We start from the raw sequence: 17,765 nt of genomic DNA on the forward strand, positions 1-17,765 counted from the left end.
TCCAACTCTCTTCAAAGTGGGGCATCATCCTTATCATATTGTTTGTTAAGCGATAACTGATGCCAACTATAGACGCTCTATCTGAACGCCTTACCGAATATTTGGACTCCGATGAGATCCGAAAGGTAAGGCGTGCTTATTTTTACGCGGAACAGGCCCATGATGGTCAGCGTCGTAAAAGTGGTGAGCCCTACGTTACCCATCCCCTAGCCGTTGCCAGTGTTCTTGCTGAGATGCACATGGATCGCGACTGTCTAATAGCAGCCATGTTGCACGATGTCATCGAAGATACTGAGATCGATTTTGACGGTATCTCTGGCCAGTTTGGTGAAACCGTTGCACGAGTTGTTGATGGTGTCTCTAAACTGACGCATCTTGAGTTCGAGAGCAAAGCGGAAGCGCAGGCAGAAAACTTCCAGAAGATGGTCTTAGCGATGGCAGAAGATATTCGCGTCATCATCGTTAAGCTAGCGGATCGTCTTCACAATATGCGTACGTTGGGTGCTATGCGCCCAGATAAACAGCGTCGTATCGCTAAAGAGACTCTGGATATCTACGCGCCGATTGCTGCCCGTTTGGGTATGCGTGATGTTCAGGTAGAGCTAGAGGATTTAGCGTTTAAATCTTTCCACCCGATGCGTGCTAAGTACATTCGCCGTGCGGTGGTGCAAGCGCGGGGGCAGCGTAAAGATATTATCTCTGAGATTCAGGAGGCCATTAATCGCCGCTTGAAACAGGAGGAGTTAGTCGGTGAAGTGACCGGCCGTGAGAAACACCTCTACTCAATCTATCGCAAAATGAAGAGCGAAAATCGCAGTTTTGCCAGCATCATGGATGTGTTCGCTTTTCGTATTGTTACGACATCTGTTGATAACTGTTACCGAATTTTAGGCGCAGTACATAACCTGTTTAAACCCGTACCGGGGCGCTTCAAAGATTACATTGCTATCCCAAAAGCAAATGGCTACCAATCGCTGCATACCGATCTGTTTGGTGCACGCGATATTACTATTGAGGTACAGATCAGAACCCATGAGATGGATGCCGTCGCTGCGCAGGGTATTGCCGAACACAGCCACTACAAACAGAGTGGCGATGGCAGCAGTGCCGAAGGCTCTTACAACCGTGCGCGCAAATGGCTACAAGGCCTGCTTGAAATGCAGCAGGCTGCCGGTGACTCGATGGAGTTCATCGACAGCGTTAAGAAAGAGCTCTTCCCAGATGAGGTCTATGTCTTCACTCCGAAGGGACGCATTCTTGAGCTACCGAAAGGGGCAACCCCGGTCGACTTTGCTTATGCGGTTCATACCGACGTGGGTAACTCCTGTATCTCCTGTCGTGTTGATCGACATCTATCGCCGCTGTCAGAGCCGCTGAAAACCGGTCAGACCGTTGAGATCATCACAACCCCACGTGCCCAACCCAATATGGCTTGGCTCAACTTTGTTGTGACCGGTAAAGCAAGGACAGCGATTCGCCACTTCTTGAAGAACCAAAAACAGCATGAGTCGATCGAGTTGGGTCGTCGCCTGTTGAACCAGTACTTGGCTCAATATGAGATCAGTGATCAACAGCTTGATCAGAATAAGCTGGACAAGCTGTTACAAGATTTGAACTTCGAGACTCTCGATGATCTGTTAGAAGATATCGGATTGGGTAATCGAATGGCTTACGTCATCGCTCAGCGTCTACAACCGACGGATGGTGAATCTGACGAACCAGAATCACTTATTGGTACAGACGGTAAACCGATCTCGATTCGGGGTGCAGAAGGCATGGTCATGCACTTTGCTCGCTGTTGTTACCCCATTCCTGGCGACAATATTGTCGGTAATATCTCGGCAGGACGTGGCTTGGTGGTGCACCGCTCTGACTGTCGCAACCTCAACGGTAAGCGTGACGAGACCACCAATCGCAACATCTACATCGAGTGGGGCGAAACAGGTGAGGATGAGTACACCACCGTTTTAGAAGTTCAGGTTGAATCACAACGAGGCATCATCGCACAGCTGGCGATGGCGGTCTCTTCAGTAGGCGGGAACGTCAATCAGCTACTGTCAGGCGAGAAAGATGGTCAGATGAATGCCGTTACCATTGAACTGACAGTGACCAACCGTGTTCATCTGGCGCGGGTTATGAAAAAGCTGCGTGCTATTAAGCAAGTGACCCGAGTGAGTCGAATTTAGCCTAGGCGTGCTCTTGTTCAAGCTCTTCGAGCTGCTCTTGAGTTTCAAACCACTCCAGCTCAACACCCTCTAATTCGCTTTTAGCTTCGGCCTGCTGGCTTAGTAGGGCCTTTAACTCATCTTTGCGTTGATCCGTATACAGATCCGTGTCGGCAAGCTGTGACTCTAGGGCTTCCAACGATTGATTGAGCTTCTCCATTTTCGCATCAAGCTTCTCAAGCGCTTTTCGCAAAGGGCGTAATTTAGAGCGTTTTTCAGCCTCGATGCGTTTCTGCTCTTTCCGATCGGCGGCGCTTTGTGAGCGGCCTTCCGATGCGATGACCGGTGAAGAGTCCTCTTGCCGTTGGGTCGCTAGCCATTTGTGGTAATCATCGAGGTCACCGTCAAACTCGGTCACTTTGCCCTCGGCGACCAGAAGAAACTGATCGACGGTGTTCGCCAGTAGATGGCGATCGTGGGACACCAAGATAATCGAGCCTTCAAAGTCCTGAAGGGCTAGAGTCAGTGCGTGACGAACTTCCAGATCCAGGTGGTTGGTGGGCTCATCGAGCAGCAGCAGATTGGGTTTGTGCCAAGCGATCAATGCTAATGCAAGGCGAGCCTTTTCACCGCCAGAGAAACGTCCAATCGGATCCAGTGCATCATCGCCACTGAAACCAAAAGAACCGGCAAACGAACGCAGTTGAGCTTCGGTTGCCTTAGGAGCAATACGCTGCAGATGCAACAGAACCGAGGCGTTCATATCCAGTGCTTCGAGCTGATGCTGTGCGAAGTAGCCAATCTTTAGATGCTCACCACAGGAGCGCTCGCCACTGATTAGAGGTAGATCTCCGACCAAGCTTTTGACTAGGGTCGATTTACCAGCGCCGTTTCTACCCAGTAGGCCAATTCGCTGACCGGGTACAAGACTCAGTGATACACCGTTAAGAATTTTACTCTGTTCGCTGTAACCCAGTTCCGTGTTGTAGAGATTCAGCAGGGGCGATGAGAGTTTGTCGGAACAGTCGAATCGAAAACTAAACGGTGAATCGATGTGTGCCGCGGAGATCATCTCCATGCGCTCTAGCTCTTTAATGCGGCTCTGCGCCTGTTTGGCTTTGCTCGCCTTGGCTTTAAATCGACGCACAAAGCTTTCGATGTGTGCTATTTGTGCCTGCTGCTTGTCGTAAGCGGCTTGTTGTTGCGCGAGTCGTTCAGCGCGCATGCGTTCAAAAGCGGAGTAGTTGCCTTTATACAGGGTGAGCTGTTGCTGATAGAGGTGTACGACTTGGTTAGCGGTTGCATCGACAAAGGCGCGGTCGTGCGAAATCAGAATCAGGGTGCCTGGGTATTGATTCAACCACTGCTCTAGCCAGATGGTGGCATCCAAATCTAAGTGGTTGGTCGGTTCATCCAGTAGTAGCAGTTCAGATCGGCACATCAATGCCTGAGCAAGGTTAAGACGAATGCGCCAACCACCCGAAAAACTCTGAACGGGTTTGCTAGCGTCATTAGGTGCAAAGCCTAAACCATTGAGTAGAGTGTGGGCGCGGGATTCGGCACGGTAGCCATCAATGGCATCCAGTTGTGCGTAAAGCTCACCTAACTCTGGGCTATGTTCCTGCTCGGCAATGGCCAGTTTGCTCTGCAGCTGGCGCAGCTCTTTATCACCATCGAGCACATAATCCAACGCGCAACGATCACTGCTGGAGACCTCTTGGGCCATATGCGCAATCTTGCCTGGAGCGGGTTTGTGTAGCTCCCCAGTGTCCTGAGATAACTCACCCAGAATTAGCTTAAATAGACTCGATTTACCGACGCCATTGGCACCAATAAGGGCGACCTTCCAACCAAAATGGATGTTTAGGTCGGCGTGGTCAATTAGGCGCTGGGCGCCACGTTGTAAACTGAGCTGTTCAAGTCGTATCATGGGCGGCAAGTCTATCACAGCAAGGGCCGTAATCCTCTCTGTTAGATTCCTTATATTTGGAGATATCGTGGTTCCTTCAGGATTAAAACTCGACAACCCTTTGTGGTCTTTCGCCCTAGAGATCTACCCGTCAGTCGCTAAGCCGATGCTATCGATTCAGTCGAAAGGTGGGCGAGTCAATTTAATGTTGGCCGCGCTCTGGTCGGCTTCTGAGCAGATCGAATGGCCTGATTCGGTTCCCGACGCTATTGAGGCGTGGCATCAAAAAATTTTGCCGATTCGGTCGCAGCGTATGTCGTTAAAACCTCAGCTTAATGACTACCCCGAACTTGAAGCCCTGTATCAGCATTTAAAAGGGGTGGAGCTGAACATGGAGCGCGTCGAGATAGCGATGCTTCATCAGTGGCTTGCGCCCAAGCCTAAAGCGATGAACCTGATAACAGCGCAATCTAATTTGGACAGAGTCTCAGCCGGCGTCAGTGATATTGATCAGGATAAGGATGCCGTTCTTCAACGCCTGAAACCGCAAACCTAATGGGTTTTAATCCTGCGGTGTATAGGTTTTAATGTTTCTTTCATCTCATTCAGAGACACTGGTCTCATTGATAACACGAATAAGGATTTTCCAATGAAAAAAGCGGTATTAGCGCTTGCTCTATCTTCTGCAATGCTAGCGACACCTTCTCAGGCGACTGAACTTACGACCGATGATCAAAAGTTGAGTTACGGCATGGGCTTGGTACTTGGTGAGCGTCTAATGGCTGATTTCGACTCTCTTGACTACGATCTACTGAGTCAGGGTGTTAAGGACATGTTCGAAGGCAACAAGCCGTTGATGACCATGCAGGAGCTGTCTGATGTGATGATGGCATTCCAAGCGAAAAAGCTAGAAGCTGAACAGGCGAAAGAGCAAGCACTAGCGGATGCTAACCTGAAAAATGGCCAAGACTTCATGGCAGAGAATGCTAAGCGTGAAGGTGTTGTCACTACTGATACGGGTCTTCAGGTAGAGATTTTGGAAGAGGGCGCAGGCCCTACACCAACAGCAGAAGATAACGTCAAAGTGCACTACAAAGGTATGCTGATCAATGGCCAAGAGTTCGATAGCTCTTACGGTCGTGGCGAACCAGTGACCTTCCCGCTGTCTGGCGTTATCAAAGGGTGGACTGAAGGTCTGCAGATGATTAAAGAGGGTGGTAAAGGACGTCTAGTGATCCCATCTGATCTGGCTTACGGCCCTGGCGGTGCTGGCGGTATGATCGGACCAAACGCGACGCTAGTGTTCGAAGTTGAACTGCTTGCGATCAATCCGGCTGAGTAAATTGCTCATATATAAAAGAGGCTGCCATTTGGGCAGCCTTTTTTGTTTCAGTGTCCCGCAAATTTAGCTAACGGCTTCGCGATGTGTCTCATGCAGCATGGCGATCATCTGATCCTCTAACTCAAATCGATCAGCCAAGGCTTCGCCCAGTTTAGAGACCTGTTCGCTGAAGTAGCGGATATCTTCAACGGTCGCTGCAGGCAGATCAGAGAAACGGTCGTTAAAATCGAGCGCAAGATCGGTTGAAATCTGAATCTTGGGAAGGAGTGCTTGAGCCTCTGCTAGTTGTGAATCGCTGAAGGCTTCTCCCTCTGCTACCAGCTGTTGGTAAACTTCAAAGTGTCCTGATGAGAGGTAGTCTACCAAGAGTTGGCAAAATTCACCCAGTCGCGCATCCAACTCTTCGCCCACTTGAGTATGGGGAATTTCCATTAGAATTCGAATTAACGCGGCACGTTCATCCAGCCAATGGTCAATAATGGTGCTGACACCGCCCCAGCGTTCACGAGCATCTTTGCAGTTCTCTAACATAACAAAACCTCCAACTGAGATTTCAGTCTATGCCGATCGATAGAGTGCTGGCAAGTGATAACTAAGTTCCACTTAGGAGGCTAGGTAGTGCTGAAGGAATTCATCAAAGGGTGCTTCATCTTGTGATTCAGCATCGCGCTGTTTGGCCAGTGACTGTTCAGCCTCTTCAGTTAGTCGATGTTTAACAGCTGGATCAAGCGGTTCGCGTGACAGGGTCTCGCGGTGCACCTGTCCCATTTTGAGCGTCCACTGTTGGAAGGTGAGTGAGCTCGATTTCAGCTCGCTAATAATTTTAGCTGAAGGAGTCAGCTGCGGATCAGCTACCAGTTCATACTGTTTTTGAACCGCTTGTTGATAGGCATTTCCGCCGTGGATCTGATCGAGTAATTCAGCGACCAGAGTCACCTGATCGAGGATGTCGCGAGCAAACTGCTCACGTGACACTTCGCCCTCAAGAGTCTCAAGCATCAGACCTGGGCGACGCCCTTCAGAGACAATCTTGTCTTTGTTGTGAGCTACCATAGCGCATTCAGTGCTAGTAAGTAGTTGCTCACCTGCAAATAAACAGGTTAACAGGAAGGCGTCCATAAAGAGGCTCTGCTGCAGATCGATACCAATCGGCAGCAGTGGGTTGATATCGGTGTTACGTACTTCGATGTACTGAACCCCTCGTTCCATCAGTGCGTGGACAGGTTTTTCACCGCTGAAGGCAACGCGTTTCGGACGAATGTCACTGTAGTACTCATTCTCAATCTGCAACACATTGGAGTTGAGCTGGCGATACTGGCCATCGACTTTAATACCAATCGCTTCATAGGGTTGGTGCGGTTGGTGTATCGCAGCCTGAAGAGAGTCTGAGTAGGTATCAAGATGGTTGAAGCAGACGTTCAGCCCCTCTTGGGCTCTGTTTGAATAGCCCAGATCACTCATACGCAGTGACGTTGCGTAGGGGAGGTAATAGGTATCATCGTCGAGAGGCTCTAGGTGGTGCTCTACAGAGTGCAAGAAATCTTTGCTGACAGCCGGTGATGCACCGAACAGGTAGAGCAGCAACCAGCTGTAACGACGGAAGTTACGAATCAGTGCAAAGTAACGATCGGAGGCGAAATCTTGGTCGCTAAGTTCCGAGTCGCACACCTGTTTCCACGCTGGCCAGAAGGCTTCCGAAATCGAGAAGTTGTAGTGAATGCCTGCGATGGTCTGCATCATCTTTCCGTAACGATGCTCAAGGCCCACACGATAGATGTACTTCAGTTGTCCAATGTTGGAGCTGCCGTATTCGGCAATGCGTATGTCATCTACCGATTTGATCGCACAGGGCATGCTGGCACACCAGAGCGATTCATGACCTAGTAAAGAGTAGGTGAATTGATGCAGTTCGGTCAGCTCTTTGAGTGAGTCGCGCACATCGGTGCTGACTCCGGTAATGAACTCCATCAGAGCTTCAGAGTAGTCGGTCGTGATCTGTCCATGGGTCAGCGTAGAACCCAGCGCGGCGGGGTGGTCTGTCTTGGCAATATGACCGGCACTGTCGATTCGAAGTGCCTCTTTCTCGATGCCGTGACCTAGCTCACGCAACAGATGTTGATGACCGCTTGCAACGAGGCGATCCAGATTCTCTTTAACTGCTTGTAACACCTTGAAGCTTCCTTACTCTTGGTTGGCGAAGTATATCAGAGAGCCTTCAGAAACCACGAGGATTGCAGACGATTTAATTTCATATTCAACATCGGGGTTGTGGGATGCCCTGCAAGGTGGAAAAATCGATATCTGTTTATTTAAAACGCCTATACAGGATAGTCGATGCCCGAGCGTTATACGCCCAAACAGTTCTTACCTTTCCGACCCGAAGTGATTTTAGGTGTGCTTACGCTGTTTGTCGTCTCTTTGATCTACTTGACCCTGTTTACCCGTCAACAGGCATTAGAGGAGCTGCATCAGCAGGCCTCCAGTGAGCTTGATCGTTACCGAGTGTCAGTGGAGCAGAGACTGGATCGTTTTCGTAGCTTGCCCGAACTGTTAGCCGATCATGAATTACTGGCTGATGCGGTCACTGGCGCCGAAGAGGAGCGTGTTGGGCAGGCGAATCTCTATCTGCAACGAGCCGTTGATCTGGTCAATGCATTGGATATCTATGTGATGGACAGTGCGGGCTACACCAGAGCCTCCAGCAACTGGTTTAAAGAGACCAGTTTTATTGGGCGGAACTTCTCATTTAGGCCCTATTTCACCGATGCCATGAAAGGGCAGTCGGGGCGCTATTTTGCTTTGGGCAGTACGACGAATAAACGGGGCTACTACTTCAGTCACCCGATGCACCGCAATGGTGAAATCATTGGGGTTGTCGTCGTTAAGATCGACTTGGATCAGATCGAAGAGCGCTGGAACAACCCGGCCACCGAAGTGATGGTGTCAGATGAGGATGGCGTTATCGTTATCAGTACCGAGCCAGATTGGATGTTTAAGACACTCAGCCCGCTGTCAGATGAGCAGATGAAGCGGATAGCCGAAAGTCTTCGATACGGTGATCAGCCGCTTAATTCTTTGAATATTGCTAAACGCAGTGTGGAGGATGAGCAGTTTGAGATCATTACTGTGCTGCACAATGAGAGTGACAACCCTGCAGCATCGGCCGAGCTCGACACACGACAGTATCTGCTGTTGGCGGACCAGATCTCTAACACTGGTCTGACCGTTCGCCATCTCGCCAATCTGCAAACGGTTGAAGATCGCGTATTGGTGGTGCAGTTGATTACCACGATACTGGGTGTGTTGATCGTTCTGGCCAGTCTTGTGGCCTTTCAGCGACGCCGCATTCGCATTGAGCGTCAGCGCTATACTGAGCGTGAAAGCCGAGTTCGAAAAGAGCAGGAAGCGCGCATTGAAGGCGTGATTAATAATACTCAGGTTGGCCTCTCTCTGATCGATACAGAAGGTAAGATTGAGTACTTTAATCCGGTGCTGGAGAGACTGCTGGGGTATCGCTTGGATCAGATCATCGGCAAGCCGTTTCATGAGCTACTGTCGCCGCAGGATCAGTTACTACTGAAGCGCTATATTGAGTTAGAGGTCGCAACCCGTGAACAGCATCTGAAGCTGGAGGTGGATTGCCTCAACGCTAATGGTAGCGTTATCCCGGTTGAACTGACCCTCAGTAACATGGAGCAGAGTGGCCGTTATCACCTGATTGTCACCTTGGTTGATATCACCGAACGTCGCGAGCATTTACAGGCCTTACAGCGTGCACAAAATGAGCTTGAACGTCGTGTTGCAGAGCGTACTCAGGACCTTCAGGCCGCCAACAAAAAGCTATTGTCCGAGATCGAAAATCACCAGTTAACTCAGAACGAGTTGGTACAGGCGGCTAAGTTGGCGACCATTGGTCAGATGTCAGCCGGTATAAACCACGAGTTGAATCAACCACTGACGGCAATTCGCAATTACGCCGATAACGCCTTGAAGTTTCAGACACTGAATAATGCAGAACGAGTCACGAGCAATCTGCAGCAGATTGCCAATCTGACGCAGCGAATGGCCAACATACTGCACCCCCTGAAAGAGTTCTCGCGTAAGCAAGATCCGCAACAGAGTAGTGTGTCGCTGCGTGATCTGCGCGATGGGGCTATGTCTATCCTTTACGGGCAGTTAGAGCGTCAAAATGTTGAGATCACCTGGCCCGATAACTCGGATCAAATTTGGTTGAAAGCGGATCTTCTGCGTATGGAGCAGGTGATGGTGAATCTGATCAACAACGCTGCTCAAGCGATGGAGCAGAGTGAAGATAAGCAGATTCAGGTTCGTACAGAGTTTCTCGGGGAGCAGATCGCCATCTCTGTATGCGATACCGGACCCGGTTTAAGTGATGAGGCGTTAGAGCAGATCTTTACACCATTTTTTACCACAAAAGAGCATGGGCTTGGTTTGGGGCTTGGTCTCTCTATTTCGCAGCGGATTGTCGAGTCGCTTGGTGGTATGCTTAGCGCCCACAACTTACCCGAGGGTGGCGCCGAGTTTCGTATTCTTCTAAATAGGGCTCAACCACCCAGTGCACAAGCAACTAAGGAGTCCGAGTGACAGAGTCTAGAGCTGACGAGATTCAAGTATTACTGGTAGATGATGACGCCTACATCTTGGATTCGGCTGGGCAAACGCTGGAGCTTGAAGGTTACTCTGTGGTGACCTGTGATCGTGCTGAAAAGGCGTTGGGTATCATCAGTTCAGGTTGGTCGGGGATTGTCGTCACCGATATCAACATGCCGGGTATGACCGGTTTAGAGCTACAGGCTAAGATCAAAGCCATCGATTCTGATATTCCGGTCATCATTATTACCGGTCATGGCGACATCTCTATGGCGGTAACGGCGATCCGTGATGGCGCCTACGATTTCATTGAAAAACCCTTTGCCTCTGAGCTGCTGATTGATGTCGTACGTCGTGCGATCGAAAAGCGCTCGTTAACTCTCGAAAACCGAGCGCTTAAAGAGGAACTAGCCACTCACAACGCGGCAGGCCCTCGTTTAATTGGCGCCAGTCCGCGCATTCAACAGCTGCGTAATATTGTTCGAGCGGTTGCTGATACCCCTGCGGATATTTTGATTCACGGTGAGACCGGAGCGGGTAAAGATCTGCTAGCTCGCTATATCCATGAAAACAGCAGCCGTCGCGGGGCCAACTTTGTCGCCATTAACTGTGGGGCGGTTCCTGAAAACCTAATTGAGAGTGAACTCTTTGGCCATGAGGCGGGCGCCTTTACCGACGCCAAAAATCGTCGAATTGGTAAGTTAGAGCATGCTCAAGGTGGAACACTGTTCTTAGACGAGATCGAAAGCATGTCGATCTCTTTGCAGGTTAAACTGCTGCGTGTGTTGGAGGAGCGTGTCATTGAGCGTTTAGGTTCGAACGACCCTATTTCACTGGACTTAAGAGTCATCGCCGCCTCTAAAGTGGACCTGCGTGAGGCTGCCGACCAGGGCGATTTCCGAGAGGATCTCTACTATCGACTCAATGTCGTTCGAGTCGATCTACCCGCCTTACGGGAACGGCGTGAGGATATTCCACTGCTGTTTAAACACTTTGCTCTGGTCGCCTCAGGTCAGTTTGGCCGTGAAGTCGAACCGCTAACACCGGAGCAGATTCAGCAACTTGTCGCCTATGATTGGCCAGGTAACGTGCGCGAACTGCGCAATGTGGCGGAGCGTTTTGTGCTACTCGGTGAGCTCAATTGCGGGGAAGCGGGCGAGTTGGAGAGTAATCAGAACACCGTAATGAGCTTGCCTGATCGCGTTGAGTACTTTGAGAAAACGTTGATTCAAACCGAATTGGCTCGTCATGCCGGCTCAATCAAAGAGACGCTGGCCGCTTTGGGTCTACCTAGAAAAACCCTCTCTGACAAAATGCGTAAGTACGGTCTTGATAAAGCGGACTACAAATAACGCACCCGGTTGTCAGGACCAGACTATTCGTTATACTTGCCCGCTTGTTTGAATATAAGGCGACTCTCTATGTTGGGTTCAATTGCAGCTGTTTGGGGTATTGTTGGCGTTGTTGCTCTGTTGAGCAGTGCAATCTATCGCTTAGCACCTATGGCTTTGGAACTTCCGTTTGCTGAATTGAGTTTTGGCCATTGGGTGGCACTGGCTTTCTCGTTGGTCTTTATGGGCTTTGCCGAGGGATATCGCGGCTTCCAGCAAAACTTTTCACCTCGTGCCGCTGCTCGAGCGCGATACCTTCGTCACCATGTGACGCCTGCGCGTTTGGTACTCGCACCGCTCTTTTGCATGGGGTTCTTCCATACCACTAAGAAGCGCAAAATCGTCAGCTATTCACTGACCACATTTATCATTGTGTTGATCATTGTGGTGCACTCTATCCCGCAACCTTGGCGCGCCATTGTCGATGCTGGTGTCGTACTGGGTCTGACCTGGGGAACTATTTCGTTGCTGGTATACGGAATGAAAGCGCTAACTAAAGAGGTGTTCGACGTCTCACCCGAGACCCCAGAACACCACTGATGTTTTTCGGTTAACCTAGGAAGAGCTGGTAGGCTGGGTTGGTGGTCTCTTCAAACCAGGTGTAGCCCAACTCGTCTAAATACTTACGCACTTCAGAACGCTCTTTCTTAGGCACTTCCATACCCACTAAAACGCGTCCATAGGCAGCGCCGTGGTTGCGGTAGTGGAACATTGAGATATTCCAACGCCCACCCAGAGTATTTAGGAACTTCATCAACGCGCCTGGACGCTCTGGAAATTCAAAGCGGAAAAGCGCTTCGTCACCACAGGCATCAGGCTTGTGACCGCCAACCATATAGCGAATATGACTTTTTGCCACCTCGTTATCGGTAAGATCTGTCACTTCATCTAATGCGTCGTTGAGTTCGGCCAGTAACTCTTCGCGACCATCATTGTTTTTACGGATTTGCACACCGGCAAAAACCACGGCCGCATCGCTGTCGCTATAGCGGTAGTTGAACTCAGTGATGTTGCGATTCCCCAGCGTTTTACAGAACTGCTTAAAGGCACCTGGTCGCTCTGGGATTTTGGCCGCTATTAATAACTCACGTTTTTCACCGATCTCTGAACGCTCAGCAACATGACGCAGACGATCAAAGTTTACGTTGGCCCCTGAGTTGATGGCGATTAGATTTTTGCCGGTGCACTGCTCGCGCTCGACATAGCGTTTGAGGCCGGCAACCGCTAGGGCACCTGCGGGTTCTGACACCGCACGGGTATCGTCAAAGATATCTTTAATGGCCGCACAGATCTCATCCACGCTGACGGTGATCACTTCATCGACATGATCTTTACAGATTTCCCAAGTGTGCTTACCGATCTGAGCTACGGCGACACCGTCCGCAAAGATGCCAACTTGTGGCAGTGTGGCACGACGACCCTTCTCCATAGCCAGTGCAAGACACGCGGACTCATCCGATTCAACGCCAATGATCTTGGTCTCGGGACGAAGGTATTTAACGTAAGCAGCAACACCGGCAATCAAGCCGCCACCGCCGACCGGTACAAAGATCGCCTCGATGGGGCCAGTATGCTGGCGCAACATCTCCATCGCAACGGTACCCTGTCCTGCAATGACATCGGGATCATCGTAGGGCGGGATGTAAGTTAAGCCTTTCTCTTGCTCCAGTTTTGCAGCATGCTGGCGCGCATCGTCAAAGGCATCACCGTGCAGAACCGCTTTTCCTCCCAAGCGACGCACGTTGGTGACTTTCACGTCTGGTGTGGTTTTGGGCATGACAATGGTCGCTTTGATACCAAGGTACTTAGCCGCATTTGCAACGCCTTGAGCGTGGTTACCGGCGGATGCAGTAATTACACCGCGCGCCTTCTCTTCATCGGTCAGCTGAGCCATACGGTTGTAGGCACCACGAATTTTGAACGAGTAGACAGGTTGTTCATCCTCACGTTTTAGTAGGACTTTGTTGCCTGTGCGCTCGGACAAACCGGGTGCGTCATCCAGTGCGGTTTCGACGGCTACGTCATAAACACGCGCTTCGAGAATTTTTCGTATGTATCGCTGCATAGTGATCAAGAGCTGTTTTGCTTAAGAAATATGGATGCAAATGGTATAGACTCACTGCTATTGCGTCTAGATAGCCAGGCAAATGGCTGCTAAAACACCCGAAAATTGACTGTTTAGAGATGGATTGATGACTCAAGACGAAATGAAACAGGCGGTCGCACAAGCGGCACTGGATTATGTATTGCCAAAATTAAAAGCGGATTCGGTGATTGGTATCGGAACCGGCTCTACGGCTAACTGCTTTATTGATGCTTTGGCAGCACACAAAGGTGCATTCGAGTCGGCCGTGGCCAGCTCGGAAGCTTCTGCCGAGCGTCTGCGCTCACATGGCATTGAAGTGGTTGATTTGAACTCAGTATCAGGTATTGAGGTCTACGTCGATGGCGCCGATGAGTTCGATCCACACCTAAACTTAGTCAAAGGTGGCGGTGGTGCGTTGACTCGCGAGAAGATTGTCGCAGCAGCATCCAAAGAGTTTGTTTGTATTGTCGACCAGACTAAACAGGTGGATGTCTTGGGCGCTTTCCCTCTGCCGGTAGAGGTGATTCCGATGGCTCGTTCCTACGTGGCTCGCGAATTAGCGAAGCTGGGTGTTCAGCCTGAATACCGCCAGGGCTTTGTAACCGATAATGGCAACATCATCTTGGATGTCCACGATATGGAGATCCTCAATCCAAAAGGGCTAGAGCGAGAGTTGAACGACTTGGTGGGTGTTGTCACCAATGGTCTGTTTGCGCTTCGTCCTGCAGACCTTGTCCTGATGGCAACGCCAGAGGGTGTTGAGACACTGACTGTTTAAGTCGTAAAAGTACAACCAAAAAAAGGAGCCATTAGGCTCCTTTTTTGTTAGTTGAGTGGCTTACCACTGAACAACCTGAGTGAGTGCGATGCTGACTGGCATAGTGATCCAAGCAAGAGCAACTAGGTTGATTGCGATCCAGCCCCAGCCAGATTTGTCACGGAAGTTTTCGTCGTGTGCCATGGTTTTAAACCCTCAAATTTGTTGATGTAGATCAAAATTTGAGCGAATTCTACACATCTTTAATGAAAAATAACACTACTCCAATAGTGGAATTAGCCGTTGTTATTACCCATTGGATTTAAGAATGGCATAGCACTGCTCTATCTTAAGTGGAGCACGCAGCAGACTGGCTATCGCAATAAACGCGAAACTAGCCAATATTGGCAGAGTGAACCACAGCTCCCAGTGAGCAGAGAGCGGTATCTTCAACAAAAACTGATTCATGGCTGCCAAGGTGATCTCTGCACTGAACACAGCAAGTGAGCCACACACTAGACCCAAAAGACCAAACTCCAAGAGATCAAGCTGTTTGGTCTCAGTCGCTCTTGCCCCTAATGTTTGCAGCAGTGCCACCTCAGTTTTACGCTGTTCTAATGCTTGGAGCAGGGTGATAGTGACCAGAATAAGGCCAGTCGCCAGCGTCATAATCAACACAAAGGCCGAGCTTTCAGCGAGTCTTTCTAACCAGCCAGCGAGCTGTTTCATCAGTTGATCGATATCGATCAAGGTTAACGACGGGAATTCGCGAAGCAGTTCGTTCGCTTGTGCTTTGCGCTCCTCAGCCAGTTTAAAGCTGGTGATCCATGTGCCCGGATAAGATTGCAGTGCTGCTGGCGAGAAAATGACGTAGAAGTTGGGTTGGAAAGATTCCCACTTCACTTCACGCACACTGGTGATGACACCACTGACGGGCTGGCCACCAACGTCAAAGCCGAGCTTGTCACCCAGTTTAAGCCCTAGATCCTCCAGCATGTCCCGCTCGATTGAGATCTGGTGCTCGCTAGAGTCTGAATCCCACCACTCACCTTGGATGATTTGGTTATGCACCGGTGGTTGCTGACGCCAGGTCAGGTTTAACTCACGGCGTAGAGAGTTATCTTTTAGTTGCTCTTCGTTAAGCTGAGGTCTAATCGGTGCATCGTTAAGATCCACTAATCGCCCGCGTATCATGGGATAGAGTTCGGTATCAATGTCGCGTTCTGCTAGGAACTGATCGACTCCCGGCTTTTGCCACTCCTGGATATTGATTAAGAAGTAGTTCGGCACGTCTTCAGGGAATTGCGCTTGCCACTCTTTGACTAAGTCCTGACGAGCCACCCAGATAACGCTCAACAACATCAGTAACAGAACCATGACACCCGCTTGTAATCGGTGCCATTTACGTTGCTGGCGCAAACGCATGGTGAGCAAACGCCCAAGGGCAAGGCGGTTAGCTAAAAAACGCCCGAGGCTATGCAAAATCAGTTGGGCCAACCAACCGAACAGCAGGCCGCTGATACCCAGCATGATCAGTAAAACCGCAGCAGCGGCAGGCGCCGCCAAAAATAGCAGTAAGACAGCGCTTAGCAGTACCAGACTGATGAGGTAGAGCCCCCAGCTGGCTTTTTGAGTCGTGTTCGTCTGGTCGCTTCGTAGTAACTGTGCAACTGGGACCTTGGCCTGCTCCAGTGCGGGAGGCATGCCGAGTAGAAGTAGCATCGCATACCCCAACGCAGGGCCTATTATGTAGCTACTCCACTGCGCGTTAGGGAGCGCTTGTGGAAGCAGACCGGATAGCCAGATATCGGCTAGGCCAGCGAGAAGAGCGCCAGCCATCCCGCCAATCACTGCGATAACGGTTGCGGCTATGCCAAGTTGCCAAAAATAGAGCCTTACTAAGGCGTTGGGTGTTAACCCCATGCTTAAGAAGAGCGCGCTGCGACTCTGCTGGGCATGTCCGAAACGACGCAGTGCCAACAGAATGGTCAGTGATGCAAGCAGTAGGGTCGTCAGTGAACTCAAACGAACATAGGAGAGACCGTTAGCGAGGGCGTTACCGGTGACCGGTTGATCATTGATCAGTGACAGTATCCGCTCGTGGTTCTCCAGCGTCGGTTTTAGACGTGCCTCGTACGTTTTAAGCTGATCATTGTCACCACTGATCAGTAGACGGAACTCGGCTCTAGAGCCAGGACCTAGTACCGCGCTCTTCTCAAGATCTTGCTGATTGACCAGAAGATGTGGGTTGAGTGTGTTGAAACCGCTGCCTCTATCGGGGGACTGCTTTAACCTGGCGGTAAGCACTAGATCGGCGTAACCGAACTGCAGAGTGTCGCCAATCGACAGGCCTAGTTGATCAATAATGCGCTCTTCAGCCCATGCGGTTCCCGGCTCAGGTACCGCTACTTGCATAGGTGGATCAGTAATCACCTCTCCCCTGAGCGGGTAGGGATCAGAGATTACTTTGGCTGAGCTTAGGATGAGGTTGTCACCAGCACCGACCATGGTGGGGAATTGAATCACTCGGGTGGTGGTTAGCCCCAGCTCTTCAGCTAGGTCCGTGCGTTGTTCATTAATGGGTCGACTGGATCGAACGACTAGATCGGCCCCTAGCACTGAGGCACTCTCTCTGAGGAGGCCACTCTCTAAACGATCACTGACGATCGATAAAAAGCTGGTCAGTGTCACAGCGAGTAGAGCCGCAAGGATTAATACTCGCCACTCAATGGTCCGCAGTTGGACCCACAGCTGACGCCTTGCAATACGGGGGATGGCAGAACTCATGATAGCTCCTCGATAGCCCCATTACTCAGTTGAATTCGACGCTGACAGCGTTTCGCTAGCTCAAGGTCGTGAGTGATCAATATCAGCGTTGTGCCCTGTTGTTCGTTCAATGAGAAGAGTTGTTCAACGATCTGTTGACCTGTCGCTTCATCGAGGTTGCCGGTAGGCTCATCGGCAAAGAGCAGGGCAGGGTTGCCTGCAAAAGCACGCGCTATCGCCACGCGTTGCTGTTCGCCACCGGACAGTTGTGAAGGGTAGTGATCAGTTCGATCACCCAGCCCGACGTTTTGTAGCCATTCTGACGCTGTCGACTCCGCGTTGGGTTGCTGGCGAATCTCAAGGGGTAGTGCGACGTTGTCCTGTGCTGTTAGCTCGGGCAGCAGGTGAAAGGATTGGAAAATAAAGGCAATTTTATCGGCTCTGAGTTTTGCTCGTTCTGCATCCGACAGTGACTCTAAAGGCTTGCCTTCAAATTCGACTGTCCCAGAGGTGGCCGTATCCAACCCCGCAAGCAGACTGAGTAGCGTCGATTTACCGGCGCCAGATTTACCGATGATCGCTATCGTCTCCCCGGCATTAATGGTTAGGTTGAGATTGACGAACAGATCCAGTGTTCCGCTTCCGGTCTTAAACTGTTTTCCCAGCTGTTTTGCTTCAAGTAGAACGGAGCGGCTAGTCATGGTGTCCTCTTAATGATCCAATAGTCTTCTAATACCC

The 17,765-nt window shown here is 50.5% G+C and carries 14 protein-coding genes; 7 read left to right on the plus strand and 7 right to left on the minus strand.

The window, feature by feature from the left end:
* Nucleotides 1-59: 59 nt before the first annotated feature.
* Nucleotides 60-2,186, plus strand: a complete 2,127-nt coding sequence (spoT, locus tag XMD579_RS08595) for a bifunctional GTP diphosphokinase/guanosine-3',5'-bis pyrophosphate 3'-pyrophosphohydrolase (RefSeq protein WP_173481729.1) — start codon at nt 60-62, stop codon at nt 2,184-2,186.
* Nucleotide 2,187: 1 nt separating this feature from the next.
* Here the strand turns inward: spoT and XMD579_RS08600 are convergent, their stop codons facing one another.
* A complete protein-coding gene (locus tag XMD579_RS08600; protein ID WP_173481730.1) occupies nt 2,188-4,095 on the minus strand; it encodes an ATP-binding cassette domain-containing protein in 1,908 nt (635 codons plus the stop codon).
* 67 nt (nt 4,096-4,162) lie between these two features.
* On the opposite strand from XMD579_RS08600, the gene XMD579_RS08605 reads away from it, so the two are divergent.
* The gene (locus XMD579_RS08605) at nt 4,163-4,630 is read left to right on the plus strand and encodes a TIGR02444 family protein (RefSeq protein WP_173481731.1); all 468 of its coding nucleotides are present in this window, start codon (nt 4,163-4,165) and stop codon (nt 4,628-4,630) included.
* 93 nt (nt 4,631-4,723) lie between these two features.
* Nucleotides 4,724-5,416 (plus strand): FKBP-type peptidyl-prolyl cis-trans isomerase, encoded by a 693-nt coding sequence (locus XMD579_RS08610; RefSeq protein WP_173482565.1) that lies wholly within the window; start codon nt 4,724-4,726, stop codon nt 5,414-5,416.
* A 63-nt stretch (nt 5,417-5,479) separates the two neighbouring features.
* Here XMD579_RS08610 and rsd read toward each other — a convergent pair whose 3' ends face one another.
* Both rsd and gshA read right to left on the minus strand, forming a co-directional pair.
* On the minus strand, nt 5,480-5,947 hold the full coding sequence (rsd, locus tag XMD579_RS08615; RefSeq protein WP_173481733.1) for a sigma D regulator: 468 nt from the start codon (nt 5,945-5,947) through the stop codon (nt 5,480-5,482).
* A gap of 72 nt (nt 5,948-6,019) precedes the next feature.
* A complete protein-coding gene (gene gshA, locus XMD579_RS08620; RefSeq protein WP_173481734.1) occupies nt 6,020-7,585 on the minus strand; it encodes a glutamate--cysteine ligase in 1,566 nt (521 codons plus the stop codon).
* 165 nt (nt 7,586-7,750) lie between these two features.
* On the opposite strand from gshA, the gene XMD579_RS08625 reads away from it, so the two are divergent.
* The 3 genes from XMD579_RS08625 to XMD579_RS08635 all read left to right on the plus strand — a co-directional run bounded on the left by XMD579_RS08625 (nt 7,751) and on the right by XMD579_RS08635 (nt 11,958).
* Nucleotides 7,751-10,021: an ATP-binding protein gene (locus XMD579_RS08625; RefSeq protein WP_173488787.1), complete on the plus strand. Its 2,271-nt coding sequence runs from the start codon at nt 7,751-7,753 to the stop codon at nt 10,019-10,021.
* Nucleotides 10,018-11,379 carry a sigma-54 dependent transcriptional regulator gene (locus tag XMD579_RS08630; protein WP_173506235.1) on the plus strand — a complete coding sequence of 454 codons (1,362 nt, stop codon included), beginning with the start codon at nt 10,018-10,020 and terminating at the stop codon, nt 11,377-11,379. The genes XMD579_RS08625 and XMD579_RS08630 overlap by 4 nt, the downstream gene beginning before the upstream one ends.
* A 69-nt stretch (nt 11,380-11,448) precedes the next feature.
* Nucleotides 11,449-11,958 (plus strand): hypothetical protein, encoded by a 510-nt coding sequence (locus XMD579_RS08635; RefSeq protein ID WP_173506236.1) that lies wholly within the window; start codon nt 11,449-11,451, stop codon nt 11,956-11,958.
* A 10-nt stretch (nt 11,959-11,968) separates the two neighbouring features.
* Here the strand turns inward: XMD579_RS08635 and ilvA are convergent, their stop codons facing one another.
* A complete protein-coding gene (ilvA, locus tag XMD579_RS08640) occupies nt 11,969-13,483 on the minus strand; it encodes a threonine ammonia-lyase, biosynthetic (protein WP_173481738.1) in 1,515 nt (504 codons plus the stop codon).
* Between the two features lie 127 nt (nt 13,484-13,610).
* On the opposite strand from ilvA, the gene rpiA reads away from it, so the two are divergent.
* Nucleotides 13,611-14,282 (plus strand): ribose-5-phosphate isomerase RpiA, encoded by a 672-nt coding sequence (rpiA, locus tag XMD579_RS08645; RefSeq protein ID WP_173481739.1) that lies wholly within the window; start codon nt 13,611-13,613, stop codon nt 14,280-14,282.
* 60 nt (nt 14,283-14,342) lie between these two features.
* Here rpiA and XMD579_RS11450 read toward each other — a convergent pair whose 3' ends face one another.
* From XMD579_RS11450 to XMD579_RS08655, 3 genes are all read right to left on the minus strand, one after another.
* Entirely contained in the window at nt 14,343-14,465 is a 123-nt protein-coding gene (locus XMD579_RS11450; RefSeq protein WP_256368141.1) for a hypothetical protein, read from the minus strand.
* 105 nt (nt 14,466-14,570) lie between these two features.
* Complete coding sequence (locus tag XMD579_RS08650) at nt 14,571-17,048, minus strand: ABC transporter permease (RefSeq protein WP_173495332.1); 2,478 nt, start codon at nt 17,046-17,048, stop codon at nt 14,571-14,573.
* Nucleotides 17,045-17,728 carry an ABC transporter ATP-binding protein gene (locus tag XMD579_RS08655; protein ID WP_173484107.1) on the minus strand — a complete coding sequence of 228 codons (684 nt, stop codon included), beginning with the start codon at nt 17,726-17,728 and terminating at the stop codon, nt 17,045-17,047. The genes XMD579_RS08650 and XMD579_RS08655 overlap by 4 nt, the downstream gene beginning before the upstream one ends.
* Nucleotides 17,729-17,765 lie beyond the last annotated feature (37 nt).

Source organism: Marinobacterium sp. xm-d-579, assembly GCF_013282935.1.
Classification (GTDB): domain Bacteria; phylum Pseudomonadota; class Gammaproteobacteria; order Pseudomonadales; family Balneatricaceae; genus Marinobacterium_E.